Annotated in this window: 13 protein-coding genes and 1 tRNA gene; 8 read left to right on the forward strand and 6 right to left on the reverse strand. The window is 66.6% G+C overall.

All coding sequences use genetic code 11. The annotated features are described in order from the left end of the window. Window positions 1–32 precede the first annotated feature (32 nt). Window positions 33–1,067, reverse strand: coding sequence for a phosphate ABC transporter substrate-binding protein PstS (gene pstS, locus D3H34_RS03500; protein ID WP_119552058.1), 1,035 nt, complete (start codon window positions 1,065–1,067; stop codon window positions 33–35). A 249-nt stretch (window positions 1,068–1,316) separates the two neighbouring features. On the opposite strand from pstS, the gene D3H34_RS03505 reads away from it, so the two are divergent. Further along, entirely contained in the window at window positions 1,317–2,837 is a 1,521-nt protein-coding gene (locus tag D3H34_RS03505) for a Ppx/GppA phosphatase family protein (protein ID WP_119552059.1), read from the forward strand. A 13-nt stretch (window positions 2,838–2,850) separates the two neighbouring features. Here D3H34_RS03505 and D3H34_RS03510 read toward each other — a convergent pair whose 3' ends face one another. From D3H34_RS03510 to D3H34_RS03525, 4 genes are all read right to left on the reverse strand, one after another. Beyond that, complete coding sequence (locus D3H34_RS03510; RefSeq protein WP_119552060.1) at window positions 2,851–3,711, reverse strand: hypothetical protein; 861 nt, start codon at window positions 3,709–3,711, stop codon at window positions 2,851–2,853. 265 nt (window positions 3,712–3,976) lie between these two features. Continuing rightward, the gene (locus D3H34_RS03515) at window positions 3,977–4,438 is read right to left on the reverse strand and encodes a SixA phosphatase family protein (protein ID WP_205736669.1); all 462 of its coding nucleotides are present in this window, start codon (window positions 4,436–4,438) and stop codon (window positions 3,977–3,979) included. Between the two features lie 31 nt (window positions 4,439–4,469). Continuing rightward, window positions 4,470–6,797, reverse strand: coding sequence for a polyphosphate kinase 1 (ppk1, locus tag D3H34_RS03520; protein ID WP_119552062.1), 2,328 nt, complete (start codon window positions 6,795–6,797; stop codon window positions 4,470–4,472). Then, the gene (locus tag D3H34_RS03525; protein ID WP_119552063.1) at window positions 6,794–7,714 is read right to left on the reverse strand and encodes a GNAT family N-acetyltransferase; all 921 of its coding nucleotides are present in this window, start codon (window positions 7,712–7,714) and stop codon (window positions 6,794–6,796) included. Before D3H34_RS03525 ends, ppk1 begins: the two co-directional genes overlap by 4 nt. A gap of 159 nt (window positions 7,715–7,873) precedes the next feature. Here D3H34_RS03525 and D3H34_RS03530 point away from each other — a divergent pair, with 159 nt between their 5' ends. The 7 genes from D3H34_RS03530 (at window position 7,874) to D3H34_RS03560 (ending at window position 12,834) form a co-directional block, all read left to right on the forward strand. After that, window positions 7,874–9,550, forward strand: a complete 1,677-nt coding sequence (locus D3H34_RS03530) for an FAD-dependent oxidoreductase (RefSeq protein WP_119552064.1) — start codon at window positions 7,874–7,876, stop codon at window positions 9,548–9,550. 26 nt (window positions 9,551–9,576) lie between these two features. Then, window positions 9,577–9,840 (forward strand): UBP-type zinc finger domain-containing protein, encoded by a 264-nt coding sequence (locus D3H34_RS03535; RefSeq protein WP_119552065.1) that lies wholly within the window; start codon window positions 9,577–9,579, stop codon window positions 9,838–9,840. A 105-nt stretch (window positions 9,841–9,945) separates the two neighbouring features. Continuing rightward, window positions 9,946–10,650, forward strand: coding sequence for a glutathione binding-like protein (locus tag D3H34_RS03540; protein ID WP_119552066.1), 705 nt, complete (start codon window positions 9,946–9,948; stop codon window positions 10,648–10,650). A gap of 35 nt (window positions 10,651–10,685) precedes the next feature. Then, a tRNA-Pro gene (locus D3H34_RS03545) sits at window positions 10,686–10,762 on the forward strand. A gap of 181 nt (window positions 10,763–10,943) precedes the next feature. After that, entirely contained in the window at window positions 10,944–11,375 is a 432-nt protein-coding gene (locus tag D3H34_RS03550) for a hypothetical protein (protein WP_119552067.1), read from the forward strand. A 70-nt stretch (window positions 11,376–11,445) separates the two neighbouring features. After that, window positions 11,446–11,916: an ABC transporter substrate-binding protein gene (locus D3H34_RS03555; protein ID WP_167481113.1), complete on the forward strand. Its 471-nt coding sequence runs from the start codon at window positions 11,446–11,448 to the stop codon at window positions 11,914–11,916. Between the two features lie 93 nt (window positions 11,917–12,009). Further along, window positions 12,010–12,834, forward strand: a complete 825-nt coding sequence (locus tag D3H34_RS03560) for a hypothetical protein (protein WP_147400368.1) — start codon at window positions 12,010–12,012, stop codon at window positions 12,832–12,834. 148 nt (window positions 12,835–12,982) lie between these two features. Here D3H34_RS03560 and mrdA read toward each other — a convergent pair whose 3' ends face one another. Further along, on the reverse strand, window positions 12,983–14,959 hold the full coding sequence (gene mrdA, locus D3H34_RS03565) for a penicillin-binding protein 2 (protein WP_119552070.1): 1,977 nt from the start codon (window positions 14,957–14,959) through the stop codon (window positions 12,983–12,985). Window positions 14,960–15,145: the final 186 nt, after the last annotated feature.

A 15,145-nucleotide genomic window follows, 5' to 3' on the forward strand; every position in this document is an offset into this window, starting at 1 on the left:
CCGTCCTGGACTGTGGAATGAAGGGTTGCTTCTTACTTGAACGCGACCGGCTTGCCCGATGCATCCTTCACTTCACCCCATGCCTTGGCGATGGTGGCCTTCACGGCGTCGGGCATCGGCACGTAGTCGAGTTCGTCAGCCGTCTTGTCGCCGCTCTTGTAGGCCCAGTCGAAGAACTTCAGCACGGTGGTGGCGCTGGCGGGCTTGTCCTGCACCTTGTGCAGCAGGATGAAGGTCGCGCCGGTGATGGGCCACGAATCCTTGCCGGCCTGGTTGGTCAGCACCTGGTAGAAGCTCTTGCTCCAGTCGGCGCCGGCGGCGGCAGCCTTGAAAGCGGTGTCGTCGGGCGAGACGAACGAGCCGGCGGCGTTCTGCAGCTGCGCGTAGGTCATCTTGTTCTGCTTCACGTAGGCGTATTCCACGTAGCCGATCGAGTTCGGCAGGCGGTTCACGAAAGCGGCGACGCCTTCGTTGCCCTTGCCACCCGCGCCGGTGGGCCAGTTCACGGCCGTGCCTTCACCGACCTTCGACTTCCACTCGGCGTTGACCTTGCTCAGGTAGTTGGTGAACAGGAAGCTGGTGCCCGAACCGTCGGCGCGGCGAACCGGGGCGATGGCGGCGTCAGGCAGGTTCAGCGAACCGTTCAGCGCCTTGATGGCGGCGTCGTTCCACTTGGTGATCTTGCCCAGGTAGATGTCGCCCAGGACCTGGCCGTTGAGCTTCAGTTCGCCCGGCTTGATGCCGGGGATGTTCACCACGGGGATCACGCCGCCGATGACGGTGGGGAACTGCATCAGGCCCTTGGCTTGCAGCTCGTCGTCCTTCAGGGGAGCGTCCGATGCGCCGAAATCGACGGTCTTGGCTTCGATCTGCTTCAGGCCGGCACCCGAGCCGACCGACTGGTAGTTGATCTTGACGCCGGTGGCCTTGTTGAAGTCGGACGCCCACTTGGCGTACAGCGGTGCCGGGAAGCTGGCGCCAGCGCCGGTCACGTCTTGGGCCAGGGCGGGAATGGAGAACAGCGCGGTCACGAGGCCGGCGGTTGCAAATTTGAACGTCGTTTTCATAAAGCTTCCTTGAGAAGTAAGAAGTAGTCCCTTTTTGGGGCTCGGACGGACTCTAAAAAGCTTTTGTGACATCGATGTGACACCCCTCTGTCGAGGGAAAATGCCGCTGCGCCGCCCATGTCGCGTGTGACGATGTCACATAACCGTCATTCGCCGCGCCTAACCTCCCGACCTCGCCGTGACGTGACTTGGGAGGCGGCGCTTGCTGTCACGGCGCTACGATCAGAGAACCGCCCTCTTCACCACAACATGCAAAACGGCACCCGCCTCGCAGCGGTCGATCTCGGCTCGAACAGCTTCAGGCTGGAAATCGGCCAGGTCGACCACGGACAGATCCATCGCACCGAGTACCTCAAGGAAACCGTGCGCCAGGGCAACGGCCTGGACAGCGCCCGCAACCTCACGACCGAAGCCATGCAGCGCGGCTGGGACGCCCTCGCCCGCTTCGGCGAGCGCCTGGCCGGCTTCAAGCGCTCGCAAGTGCGCGCCGTGGCCACCCAGACCCTGCGTGAAGCGCGCAACCGCGAGGAATTTCTGTTGCGTGCGCGCACCATCCTCGGGTTCGGCATCGACGTGATCCCGGGCCGGGAAGAAGCCCGCCTTATTTATCAGGGCGTGGCGCACCACCTGCCGCATACGGACGCGTCCGACCAGGAACGCCGGCTGGTGATCGACATCGGCGGGCGCTCCACCGAAATGATCATCGGCCACGCGCTCGAAGCCGAGCGCATGGAGTCGTACCGCGTGGGCAGCGTCGCCTGGTCGATGAAGCATTTCGGCGAAGGCCAGTTCACCGCCCCCGCCTTCCGCGCCGCCGAGGTGGCGGCCAAGGCCGTGCTGGACGACGCGCTGTCGAGCTACACACGCGATCAGTGGGACGTGGCCTACGGCGCCTCCGGCACCATCGGCGCGGTGGGCGACGTGCTTGCCGCGGCCGGCGGCGAGGCCGGCCTTGTCACCCGCGACGGTCTCGACTGGCTGCTCGACCGCCTGCTCAAGGCCGGCAGCATCGACAAGCTGCGCATCGACGGCATGCGCGAAGACCGCAAGGCCGTGATCGGCGGCGGCCTGAGCGTGCTGCGCGCGGTGTTCGACCTGCTCGACATCCAGGAAATGAAGGTCGCCCAGGGCGCCCTGCGCCACGGCGTGCTGTACGAGTTGCTCGAACGCGACGAGAGCGTGGCCGACATGCGCAGCGCCACCGTGACCCGGCTGGCCACCCGCTTCGCCGTCGATACAGCCCAAGCCAAGCGCGTGAGCGACACCGCCGCCGCGCTGTTCGTTCAGTTGGCCCCCGCCGCGCGCGGCGGCAGCACCTCCAGCCGCGCCGGCCGCGCACTGCGCAAGCTCGGCTGGGCCGCGCAGCTGCACGAGATCGGCACGCTGGTCTCGCACAGCGACTATCACAAGCACGGCGCCTACATCCTCGACAACACCGATGCACCGGGCTTCGCGGTGAACGAGTTGCATGCCCTCGCGCAGCTGGTGCTCGGCCAGCGCGGCAAGCTGCGCAAGCTCGAGGCCTCGCTCGACGACGAGACCTTCGTGATGCAGCTGCTCGCGCTGCGACTGGCCGTGATCCTGTGCCATGCGCGCCGCGACCCTGACCCGCAGGCGCTGCACGTGGCGACGCTGGGCGCGCGTGCATTCACGATCGCCTGCGCGCCCGACTGGGCCGAGGTCTACCCGCAGTCCGCGCACCTCCTGCGAGAAGAAGTGCTCGCCTGGCAGAAAACCGGCAACTGGCGCGTGGACCTCAGCGGAGCCTGAGCGCCCCTGGCCTTTACTCAGGGGCGGTGCCGGGATCGGGGGCGACCGCCGGGCCGGCTGCCACATGGGCCACGCGAGGCGCGTCGCCTCCGAACATGCCGACGTAGGCAGACTGAACGACCTGGGCAAGCCCTTGCTTCAGCCCTTCCCGGGCAGCCGCAGGGTCGCTGAGGATGCCTTCATAGCGGAAGTAGGTCGGCTCGCTCAATTCGGGACTATGGCTTGCCTGGTAGAGGACGGTCTGATGCTCGTCTCTCAGCAACTGCTCGACCGTCACGTAGGGCTTGAAGCTCGAAGTCGCATCGTACGCGCCATAGGCCGTCATGATCCGCAGGATCAATGTGCTGTAGCCAGGGGTGGGCTGGAGTTCCGGCACCTGCATCTCGGGGAGCTTTCCGGTCGCGCGCATGAAAGGCGTCAGCTTCACCTCGCGACCGCCGTCCCGCAGGCGTTCCGCCAGCCGTTCTGCGAAGTACTTGTTGAGCCCCATGGGCACACCGCTCTTTCTCACCGCGTCCGTGAATTCCTTGCTGCGCTGGGCCATGCGGTCGGCCGCCGATGCCCGGCTGCTGTTGTCGATGCCGAGCGCCACCAGCGCGACAATGGGGCCCAGGAACCCGGCGAAGCTTGTCAACCCCGAACCGCCGCCATCCGAGACGAGCAGTTCGTCCTGCTGGTTGTAGATGATTTCGACCTTCGCTACCGACCGGGCTGCGTCGGGGCTGATCTGCAGCGCAGGCGGGGGCGTGTTCGTCGCGCACCCTGACAGAAGGGCTGCGGCAACCAGCAGGAAAGTCAGCATCTTCAACGACATGCCCGCGCTTTCCCGCAGCAGGGTCGTGGGGCTTCTTGGCAAGAGGTCGAGCGGTTTCATGCGTGTTCCCCCAGTGAGGTGGCCGACAGGCAACGCTCTTTTCCCTCGTCGGGGCCAGACGGACTGCCGTGGAGTCACTGTAGGAATTTCGCCGCCGGCGCACATGAGCAGCGCGCCCTTTTTCCGGGGAGACAAGCGCCCCTGCCCACTTGGTCTGCATCCATGACAAAGCGCCCGGGGTACCCAGGGCCTGATTACGCGGCTTCTGGCGTCGCGTTCCTTGCGTGTGCACATGCACACGCGGCGTCACCCGCCTTGATTGGCCCTAGAGCAGTTCGGGCGCCTGCACCGTCACGACGACGGTCTGCACGTCACCATCGCGCTCACGGGTGCGGATCCACCACAGCGAGCCCTTGCGCACCGGGCAGCTGTCCTGCTTCAGGCCGAGCAGCAGCGAGATCGCCTGCCCCAGCGAAGGCTGGTGACCCACCACCAGCACCACCGACTTGCCGTTGGGCCAGCCCGTGGCGGCCAGCAGCGCGTCGGCGGTGGTGTCGGGCGACAGCTCCGAACGCAGCTTGTACTTGCGGCCCAGCGCCAGCGCGGTCTGCTCGCAGCGGCGCGCCGGGCTGCACACGATGCGCGTGCCGTCGGGCAATTGCCGGTCGAGCCAGGAGGCCATGCGCTTGGCCTGCTTTTCGCCGCGCGGCGTGAGCGAGCGCTGCATGTCGTCACAACCTTCGGTCCAGTCCTCGGCTTCGGCGTGACGCCAGAAGATCAAGTCCATGCTCATCGTCTTTCGAACTTCTTCTTCAATTTCAATGGGCGGACGCATCACGGTGATTTCCTCGTGATGCATAGCGGCCCATCAATGCGGCCTGGGCGCCATGCGCTTCGATCGCGGGGGACGCGCCCGCCTCGCCGGAGTGCGTGTCGTGGTCGACACGCGTGTAGATGCCGTCGCCGCCCAGGTCCCAGGCGTCGCGCCCGTCGTGCAGATAGGCCACCAGGCATTCGTCGATGAGGCGCTGGCGCAGGTTGGGGTCGGTCACAGGCCAGGCCAGCTCGATGCGCCGCATCATGTTGCGGTTCATCCAGTCGGCGCTCGACAGGTAGAGCGACTCGTCCTCGCCATGGCGGAAATAGAACACCCGCGAATGCTCGAGGAAACGCCCGATCACCGAGCGCACGCGCACGTTGTCGGTGAGCCCCGGCACCTGCGCCGGCAGCGTGCAGGCGCCGCGCACGATGAGGTCGATCTTCACACCCTTCTGACCCGCACGGATGAGCGCGCCGATGATCTCCTCGTCGGTCAGCGCATTCATCTTGGCGACGATGCGCGTCGGCTCGCCGCTGGCTGCGGCCTGCCCCAGCGCATCGATGCGCGCGACCAGGTTCTTGTGCAGGTCGAAGGGGGCGAGCCACATGCGGTTGAGTTTGGGCAGGCGGCTCTGGCTGGCCAGGTGGACGAACACGGCTTCCATGTCGGCGGTGAGCGCCGGGTCGGCCGTGAGGTGGCTGATGTCGGTGTACAGCCGCGACGTGCGCGGGTTGTAGTTGCCCGTGGAAAGGTGACCGTAGCGGCGCAGTTGCTTGCCCTCGCGGCGCGTGACCAGCAGCATCTTCGCGTGGGTCTTCAGGCCCACCACGCCGTACACCACCTGGGCGCCGATCGACTCGAGCATCTCGGCCCAGTTAATGTTGGCCTCCTCGTCGAAGCGCGCCTTCAGCTCGACCACCACCGTGACCTCCTTGCCGCGGCGCACGGCTTCGCGCAGCAGGTCCATGAGCTCCGAGTCGGCGCCCGTGCGGTAGATGGTCTGCTTGATGGCCAGCACCTGCGGATCGAGCACGGATTCGCGCAGGAAGGCCAGCACGCCGTCGAAGCTCTCGAAGGGCTGGTGGATCAGCACATCGCCGCGCTGCAGCCGATCGAAGAACGACTGCGCGGGCGACAGCGTGACGGGGAACGACGCCTCGTAAGGCGGAAAGCGCAGCTGCGGCTCGCCGATCAGGTCGATGAGTTGCGTGAGACGCGCCAGGTTCACCGGCCCATGCACGCGGTACAGCGCCTGTGGCGGCAGGTTGAACTGCGCCAGCAGGAAGCTCGCGAGCGATTCGGCGCAGCTCGCCGACACCTCGAGCCGCACGGCCTGCCCGTAGTGGCGGTGCTGCAGACCCTGGCGCAGCGCGGTGCGCAGGTTCTTGACGTCTTCCTCATCGACAGCGAGGTCGGAATGGCGCGTGACGCGGAACTGCGAGAAGTCGCCCACTTCGCGGCCCGGGAACATGCTCGCCAGGTGCGCGCGCACCACGCTCGACAGCGCGACGAACAGCGTCTTGCCATCCGACACCTTGGCCGGCATCTTGATCAGGCGCGGCAGCACGCGCGGCAGCTTGACGATCTGGATCGGGTTCTCGCGGCCGAAGGCGTCCTTGCCACCCAGGCGCACGATGAAGTTCAGCGACTTGTTCGCCACCTGCGGGAACGGATGCGCCGGATCGAGCCCCACAGGGATCAGCAGCGGGCGCACCTCGCGCTCGAAATACTCGCTGACCCACTTGCGCTGGGCCGGGTTGCGCTCGCCGTGCGACACGATGTGGATGCCGTGCGTCGCGAAGGTCGGCATCAGCTCATCGTTGTACAGCGCGTACTGCCTTGCCACCAGGGCATGGGCCGCCTCGGACAACCGCTCGAACGACTCGACCGTGTAGGTGCCCTTGCGATCGCCGGCACTGCCCGCACTCAGGTGCGGCGCGGCGCGAACCTCGAAGAATTCGTCGAGGTTGGACGACACGATGCACAGATAGCGCAGGCGCTCGATCAGCGGCACCTCGGGGCGATGCGCCCAGTCGAGCACGCGCTCGTTGAACGAGAGGATGCTGTGGTCGCGGTCCAGCAATGCGAACGAGGGCGACGCATCGGCGCGCGATGGGTCAGCGGAAACGGAAGGCATGGGCACTGATTCTGGAGCAAGCGGCACGGGAGAACACGTCGGCTGAAATATGACAGTGTCAACTTCGTTCGTGACAGTTCCATGACATTCGCGTGACGCGCCCTGCCCCGCAGGCAACGCCCCTGACATATTCGACGACAGCGATGCAGCGTGCGGCCCGGCGTCGGGCCGGATGGCCGCCGGCTTCATGCGCCGAGGAAGTGCTTGCGGTAGCGCGCCGGCAGATCGTCGATGCGCATCAGCATGGGCAGGTCGGCGGTGTTGAAGTCCGGGTCCCAGGCCGGCGCACCCAGCACCTTGGCACCCAGGCGCAGATAACCCTTGATGAGCGCGGGCGGTTCCACGTCGAGCGCGCTGTCCAGCCGCTCGACCGGCAGCGGCAGGCGCGGCTGCACCTGGTACTGGATCGGCGCCAGATGGCTGGCCGAGAGCTGGCGCCAGATGCTGGCGGCCGCGTCACCGCTGGTCACGCCGTTGTGCGACATCGGAATGCTCGCGCAGCCGATCATGGTGTCGAGCTTGTTGCGATGCATGAAACCGGCCAGCGCGCCCCACAGGGCCAGGATCACACCGCCCTGGCGGTGCTCGGCATGCACGCAGCTGCGGCCCAGCTCGACCATGCGCTCGCGCAGGTCGCGCAGGCGGGTCAGGTCGAATTCGGTGTCGCTGTAGGTGCTGCCGACACGGCGGGCCTGCGCGGGGGTCAGCACACGGTAGGTGCCGATGACCTGGCCGGTGAGTTCGTCGCGCACCAGCAGGTGTTCGCAGAAGTCGTCGAACAGGTCGATGTCGTGGCCGGCCAGCGGCGTGGTCAGGCGTGCGCCCATTTCGCCGACGAACACATCGTGACGCAGGCGTTGCGCGGCACGCACATCGTCGAGATGGCGGGCCCAGCTCACCGTGATGCCCGACTTGGCTTCGGCGGCCGGTGGCACGATGACAGCGAGGGGCGCCTCGGGCACCGACGTGCGAGTGGCCAGGGCGGCGGCTGTTGCGGCGGCAGCGGCAGAGGTGGCGACGGGGGTGCCGGTCGTGGGGGCAGGCCACAAGGCCGCGCGCAGTCCGAGCTGCGAGAGCGGAAACGTCGGGTTCGGCAGTTCTTTCATGGGAAATCCCTTTCTGCCGACCGAGTCTGGACACACGCGATGAAAGCGGCATGTCAGCGGCATGGCAGCCACATGACGTTGTTACATCGCGCGTTTGCGCCGTTTCGCGCCCGCTTCGGCGTCTAATGCGGAGCATTCGCGACACGGAGTTCCACCCCCATGGCCACCGATGCTCCAGGCGCCAACAGCCGCCTGCACCAGACTTTCCCCGTCCTCAGTGACGCCGAGATGGCACGCATCGCCAGCTTCGGCAGCGTGCAGCGCTTTGCGCGCGGCGAACGCCTGTTCACCGCCGGCGAGACCGGCGCCGGCATGTTCGTGCTGCTCAAGGGCGTGGTGGCCGTCACGCAACGCGACGGCCTGGGCCATGTGGTGCCCATCGCACGCCAGGGGCCGGGCGAATTCCTGGCCGAGGTCGGCCAGCTGAGCGGGCGCCCTGCCCTGGTCGACGGGCACGCCGACGAAGAGGTCGAGGCGCTGGTCGTGCCGCCGGACCGCCTGCGCGCGCTCTTGGTGGCCGAGGCCGACCTGGGCGAGCGCATCACCCGCGCGCTGATCCTGCGGCGCGTGGCGCTGATCGAATCGGGCGCGGCCGGACCGGTGCTGATCGGGCGGCCCGATTCACACGACATGGCGCGGCTGGAGAACTTCCTGCGCCGCAACGGTCATCCTTATCACCTGGTCGATGCGGCGGCGGATGCCGATGCCGCCGCCCTGCTCGCTCAATACGGCCCTGACCAACTGCTGGCCGTGTGCCCCGATGGCTCGGTGCTCGTCAACCCGAGCGACGAAGGCCTGGCGCGGTGCCTCGGCATGGTCGACACCGCGGCGCGCGACGAGCTGTACGACGTGGCCGTGGTCGGCGCCGGGCCGGCCGGCCTTGCGACCGCGGTGTATGCGGCCTCCGAAGGCCTGCGCGTGATCGTGCTCGATTGCCGCGCCTTCGGCGGCCAGGCCGGCGCCAGCGCACGCATCGAGAACTACCTGGGCTTTCCGACCGGCATCTCCGGACAGGCGCTGGCGGGCCGCGCGTTCGTGCAGGCGCAGAAGTTCGGCGTCGAGATGCTGATTCCGGCGCAGGTGGCAGCGCTCGACTGTTCGCGCGAGAACGCCCTGGGCAGCCTGGCATTGAAGCTCACCGACGGCCGCCGCATCCAGGCGCGCACGGTGGTCATCGCGAGCGGCGCGCGCTACCGTCGCCCCGGCGTGCCGCGCCTGGCCGAATTCGAAGGCCGCGGCATCTGGTACTGGGCCTCGGCCATCGAAGCCAAGATCTGCGCGCAGCAGGAAGTCGCGCTGGTGGGCGGCGGCAACTCGGCGGGCCAGGCGGCGGTGTTCCTGTCGCGCCACGCGGCCAAGGTCAACGTGCTGGTGCGCGGACCTTCGCTGGCGGCCAGCATGTCGCGCTACCTGATCGACCGCATCGAAGCCACGCCCAACATCTCGCTTCAGCCGCACACCGAGCTCGTCCGGCTGCACGGCGCGCCCGAAGAGGGCCTCACGGGCGCCACGTGGCGCTGTCACACCTCCGGCCAGGAGCACGACTGCCCGGCGCGCAACATCTTCCTGTTTGTCGGCGCAGAGCCCGAGACCGCATGGCTCGACGGCTGCGGCGTGGCGGTCGATCGCCACGGCTTCGTGCTGACCGGCCCGGCCGCGAGCAGCGGCTTCCCGGCCCGGCCCGCCGCCGCGCTCGAATCGAGCGTGCCCGGCGTGTTCGCGGTGGGCGACGTGCGCTCGGGCTCGGTCAAGCGCGTGGGCGGTGCGATCGGCGAAGGCGCCGCGGCGGTGGCGCTCATTCACCAGCACCTGTCGTCGGCTTCGGCCGTGGCCTGAATCTTTTTCTTCTCCAAAGGCGCTCCATGCCCATCCAAGCCTGCGAACACGTTCCCGCCGACCTCGCGCAGCCGCACACGCCCCAGGGCTGCGAAGACTGCCTGAAGACCGGCGACACCTGGGTCCACCTGCGCCTGTGTGTGCACTGCGGCCACGTGGGCTGCTGCGACTCGTCGAAGAACCGCCACGCCACGAAGCATGCGCGGGCTGAAGGGCATCCGGTGATCCAGTCCATCGAGCCCGGCGAACACTGGATGTGGTGCAACGCGCACGAACGTCAGGTGGGCTGATTCGGCCGCGGGCCGACGGGCAATGACCGCACCCGCACGCGCCCGGATAGGCGTGTATATGCTGCCGTTCTCCCGTCACAACCCTCTCAATCCGGAGCCCGCGACATGCCCGCATCGCCCATCGAGGTCTATTCCTGGCCCACGCCGAACGGCCACAAGATTCACATCATGCTCGAGGAGTGCGGCCTGCCGTACCACGCGCATCCGGTGAACATCGGCACCGGCGACCAGTTCGCCCCCGAGTTCCTGAAGATCAGCCCCAACAACAAGATCCCCGCCATCACCGACCCCGACGGGCCGGACGGCCAGCCGATCTCGCTGTTCGAATCAGGCGCCATCCTCGTGTACCTGGCAGGCAAGACCGGCAAGTTCCTGCCCACGGGCGACCGCGAACGCTACGACGTGCTGCAGTGGCTCATGTTCCAGATGGGCGGCGTCGGCCCGATGCTGGGCCAGGCGCACCACTTCCGCATCTACGCGCCCGAGAAGATCGCCTATGCCGTCGACCGCTACACCAACGAAGCCAGGCGCCTGTACGGCGTGATCGACCGGCAGCTGTCGAAGAACAAGTTCATTGCCGGCAAGAGCTATTCGATTGCCGACATCGCCATCTTCCCGTGGCTGCGCAGCTGGGAAAACCAGGGCATCACCCTCACCGACTACCCGCACCTGAAGGCCTGGTTCGACGGCATCGCCGCGCGCCCCGCCGTGCAGCGCGGCGTGAAAGTGCTGGCCGATCTGCGTCGTCCGATCACGGATGACAAGGCCCGCGAGATCCTTTTTGGCAAGACGCAGTACGAGAAGCGCTGAACGGGCCTGGATTCGGGCTAGAATCGAAGGCTTGGCGGGGTGTAGCGCAGCCTGGTAGCGCATCTGGTTTGGGACCAGAGGGTCGAAGGTTCGAATCCTTTCGCCCCGACCAATTGAAATGCCCAAGGGCGTCCGGTTCATTCGACCGGACGCCCTTTTTCATTGGCGGGTACGACTCACACCCGCGGCGGATCGCTCTCGGAGAAGCGCCCCCTTCTGAGACATACTGCACACATGCGAAAAAATCACACCGAAAACGGCCGTCCCGCGACGTGCGCGTTTCACCGCTGGCGATGACCGAGTTGCGTGTGAGTTGGGAGCACACGTTTCCCGACGACGGATCGAAGCTGATCGTCCATTCGAACTGGATTTCGAACACCCCTGCCACACAGGCTTATCTCGAGGCCCTGATCGCCCGGGTTGCTGAAATGGAATCCGCGCCTCACTGTGTTTTCGAGAAGCGCAAGGCGGTCGCGCCGCGCTCGTTGCCCCCCGACCTCGGCACGTTCACCTCGGCCGAGTTCTGGGAAGTGGCCCAGAAACTGCATCTGCAGACCACCCCGTCCCTGGCCGCCGCGCGCCTGGTACTGGTCGAAGGCATGCGCCCGACCAAAGCGGCAAGGCAACTCAACACCAGCCCGCAGGCCTTGACCAACACGCTGCGAAAAATCAGGACCCAGCGCGCGAGTTCCGCTCGATTGGAAGGGCCCCCTTCCACAAGTTAGTGCCGAAGGCTTCGGCTTTGTGGTTAGCACCCCGGCCCACCGGCAGCAGACGCAGGGACAGGCGGGGTCATTGCCTCCCCTGGTGAGCAACAGCAGCACCACCAGCGCCTTCGTCGAGCGCTATCGCTCCGAGGGCGGGAAGGCCCATCTCTTCACGCCATCGAGCGCCGATGTCGAGCAACTCTCGCAGCGGCTGGGCGAAGAGCAGATGCGGGGCATCGTGATCGCCCAGGTGACACCCAGTCCGTACAAGGTGACGACGGCCCTCAGCAAGGACTTCAACGATGCGTTCGCCAAGTCGAAGATTGAGCTCGAACGCAGTTTCACCATGATCGAGGGCTTCATCGCGGGCCGCGTCATCGTGGAAGCCGCCCAACGGATCGGTCGCACTCCGACCCGCGAGGGCATGGTGGCGGCGCTGAATACCTTCGGCCCTGTGGACATCGGCAGCTATTCGACCGGCTTCTCGCCGACCTCCCACGTGGGCTCGAACTATGTCGAGCTGTCGATCGTCAACGCGCTGGGCAAGGTGAAGCAATAGCGTCGGTCGCATCGCGCGCCCGACACTCGCCCGAACTGTCCGCGCCCCACCCGGCGCGAGCAGAACCGTTCCATCATTGCGCGACGACCGAACATGAAGACGAAATCCGGCATCCCTCTGTTGATGATCTGCTTTGTCCTGGCGGGTTGCGCCTCGGCGCTGGATCTGGACCAGAAAGCCGATCGCACGCAAAGCCCTGCCGCGAATGCCCGCTGGCTGACGCTGGTCATGAAGGGGAACGAAGGTGTCGAGCCCCTGCCTGTCACGCTGGAATACGAATCCGAAAAATGCAAGGAACCGAGGAGCTACGGTGTGGGCGGCCAGTCGCAAAGCGGCACGATGCTGATGCGAGCCACGCACTTCGAACACGTCAACCTCATCAAGGAGTCGGTAGGCGATGCCTACAAGGCGCGCTTTGCCATCGATGCGGGAGGAAGTTGCCAATGGAAGCTGGTGTCCCTCGAAACCTCATTCAAGTACAGAAGCAACCACCCGCTGGCCAAGGGGAAGGAAGCGACGTCCTTCCGAAGCAGGTTCAGATTCGGGAGTGAGAAAAACGCCGTCCGCACGCCAGGCCTGAGAGCGGAGCTTTCATATTTTCCCGTGATCTACATCAGAGAAGACCCGTCGAAAAACGAAGTTCGACTGCGATCCAAGTCGCTCTTCCTTCCTCCGAGCTTCGATCCCCCGACGTCCGCAACGCTGTACCTGGAAACAAACGTGTTCGGCGACATGGCCATGACGGTGCGTGCAGCCCCGCAAGACCGTCGCAGCCATCTGGTGACCTACCCCGATGGCGCGACGGGAAGCAGCTCATCGGAGGGTATGGTGGGGGTCGAGGATGAAAGGATGCAGTGCCTGCTTTCATCCGGAAAGAGCCAGAACCGTTGCGCCGCGTACAGCCCCAGCAAGGACTGACACGCGTGCAGGCAATGTGCCGCCGGTGAGTCCGTCCCGAACGGCATGGCTGTAGCGGGCGAACTCGCGGCCGCCTGCTCGCGCAACCAGAAGCATCGCTGACCGGATGGAGTTCGACCATCGTCGCCGCACGTTCGCCATCGCCCCCTCAAAGCACCGAAGCCTCCCCCGTCGCCCCATCGTCGTCCGGCATCGGCACCTCGCTCGCCCGCAACGGCGTGCCGATGGGCGCCCCGGCCTTGCCCACCTGGACTGCCGCCATGTCGGCGTCGTTCGGGTACTGGTCCGCAATCCAGTAGTCGAACACACGTCGCACGATCGGTGCCGCGTGCGCCGCACCGAAGCCGGCGTTCTCGACGATCGCCGCCACGGCGATCGTCGGGTCTTCGGCCGGGGCGAACGCCATGTACAGCGCGTGATCGCGCTGGCGTTCATCCAGGGCCTTGCCGCTCGCACGTGCCTTCGGCCCCAGGCTCACGGCCTGCGAGGTGCCCGTCTTGCCGGCCGAGGTGTACGCGGCGCCCGCGAACACGCGCGTGCCGGTGCCGCCCTTGGTGACCGCCACCATCGCGTCGCGCACCACCTCCACGTGCCTGCGCGCATAGCCCAGGTCCTGGGCCGGGGGTTGAACCTGGCGCACCACGTCGCCGGTCACGGTGTCGCGGATCGCGCGCACCAGGTGCGGCTGGTAGCGCACGCCGCCGTTGGCCAGCGTGGCGTTGGCCGAGGCCAGTTGCAGCATCGTGAAGTTGTTGTAGCCCTGTCCGATGCCCAGAGAAATCGTCTCGCCCGGGTGCCAGGTCTTCATGTCGGCGCGCCGGTAGGCCGCGCGCTTCCAGGCCTTGCTCGGCAGCACGCCGCGCGATTCGCCCTGCAGGTCGATGCCGGTGTACTGTCCGAAACCCAGCGGCGCCATGAAGTCGTGGATCAGGTCGACGCCCATCTCGCTGGCCAGCGAATAGAAGTACGTGTTGCTCGAGAACTGGATGGCGCGGTGCATGTCGACGCCGCCCAGTCCACCCCGGTGGCTGCGAAACGTGCGTCCGCCGAAGTTGTAGAAGCCCGGATCGTTCTCCACCTTGTCCGCGCTGCGCTTGCCGGTCTGCAGCGCCGCCATCGCCATGAAGGGCTTGTAGGTGGAGCCCGGCGGATAGGTGCCGCGCAGCGCGCGGTTCATCAGCGGGTTGTCGGGCGACTCGATCAGCGCCTTCCAGCTCTCCGTGTCGATGCCTTCGACGAAGAGGTTGGGGTCGAACGAGGGCTTGCTCACGAAGGCCAGCACCTCGCCGGTCTTCGGGTCGATGGCCACCAGCGCGCCCCGGCGCTCGCCGAACATGTCTTCGACCAGCTTCTGCAGTTTGATGTCGAGCGACAGCATCACCGTCTGGCCGGGCCTGGCGGGGTGACGGGACAAGCGGCGCACCGCATGCCCGCCGGCCGAGGTTTCCATCTGCTCCACCCCGGTCTGGCCGTGCAGCGCCTGTTCGTAGCTCTGCTCGATGCCGACCTTGCCAATGTAGTCGGTGCCCCGGTAGTTGGCGCGCTCGTCTTCTGCCCAGTCGTCCATCGCGGTCTTCTCGCGCTGGTTGATGCGGCCGATGTAGCCGATCACGTGCGCGCCCACCTCGCCATGCGGATAGCTGCGGAACAGCCGCGCCTTGATTTCCACGCCGGGGAAGCGGTAGCGCTGCGCCGCGAAACGTGCCACCTCTTCATCGCTCAGACGGCTGCGGATGGGCAGGGAGTCGAAGCTGCGCGAATCCTCGCGCAGTCGCTGGAAGCGACGACGGTCCCTGGGCGTCACTTCGACCAGCTCCCCCAGCTCGTCGATGACGGTCGTGATGTCGCCCACCTTCGACGGCGTGATCTCCAGCGTGTAGGCGGCGTAGTTGGACGCAAGCACCACGCCGTTGCGATCCACGATCTGCCCGCGGTTGGGAACCACCGGGACGATCGCCGTGCGATTGCTCTCGGCCCGGTCCGCCAGCGTCTCGTGGCGCACCACCTGCAGGTAGACCAGCCTCGCGCCGATCAGCCCGAATCCGAACAGCACCGCGCAGCCGACGACCACCACACGGCGGCGAAAAAGTGCGAGCTCGGCGGCGGCATTGCGGATTTCATTCATCAAGCGACAGGGGCTGGAGCGACCAAAGAAGCGGAAAAGCCCGATAAGAGGCCCTCATCGCCCGAAGGTTCCGCGACCCGGCTGTCATTCGACGAATGAATGCGCAGGAAAAAATGGCCAGGGAGCGTCCGGCTCACCCGTCTGGACGCCCTTTTTTCACGGGGCGCCAAGCATCAGCGTGGCCTC

It is taken from the genome of Acidovorax cavernicola (assembly GCF_003581445.1).

Coding starts and splice junctions, on each gene's coding strand:
- D3H34_RS03540 (WP_119552066.1), top strand. CDS start 9,946: ATGCCCGCATCGCCCATCGAGGTCTATTCCTGGCCCACGCCGAACGGC.
- D3H34_RS03550 (WP_119552067.1), top strand. CDS start 10,944: ATGACCGAGTTGCGTGTGAGTTGGGAGCACACGTTTCCCGACGACGGA.
- D3H34_RS03510 (WP_119552060.1), bottom strand. CDS start 3,711: ATGAAACCGCTCGACCTCTTGCCAAGAAGCCCCACGACCCTGCTGCGG.
- pstS (WP_119552058.1), bottom strand. CDS start 1,067: ATGAAAACGACGTTCAAATTTGCAACCGCCGGCCTCGTGACCGCGCTG.
- D3H34_RS03525 (WP_119552063.1), bottom strand. CDS start 7,714: ATGAAAGAACTGCCGAACCCGACGTTTCCGCTCTCGCAGCTCGGACTG.
- D3H34_RS03535 (WP_119552065.1), top strand. CDS start 9,577: ATGCCCATCCAAGCCTGCGAACACGTTCCCGCCGACCTCGCGCAGCCG.
- D3H34_RS03530 (WP_119552064.1), top strand. CDS start 7,874: ATGGCCACCGATGCTCCAGGCGCCAACAGCCGCCTGCACCAGACTTTC.
- D3H34_RS03505 (WP_119552059.1), top strand. CDS start 1,317: ATGCAAAACGGCACCCGCCTCGCAGCGGTCGATCTCGGCTCGAACAGC.
- D3H34_RS03515 (WP_205736669.1), bottom strand. CDS start 4,438: ATGGACTTGATCTTCTGGCGTCACGCCGAAGCCGAGGACTGGACCGAA.
- D3H34_RS03560 (WP_147400368.1), top strand. CDS start 12,010: ATGAAGACGAAATCCGGCATCCCTCTGTTGATGATCTGCTTTGTCCTG.
- mrdA (WP_119552070.1), bottom strand. CDS start 14,959: ATGAATGAAATCCGCAATGCCGCCGCCGAGCTCGCACTTTTTCGCCGC.
- ppk1 (WP_119552062.1), bottom strand. CDS start 6,797: ATGAAGCCGGCGGCCATCCGGCCCGACGCCGGGCCGCACGCTGCATCG.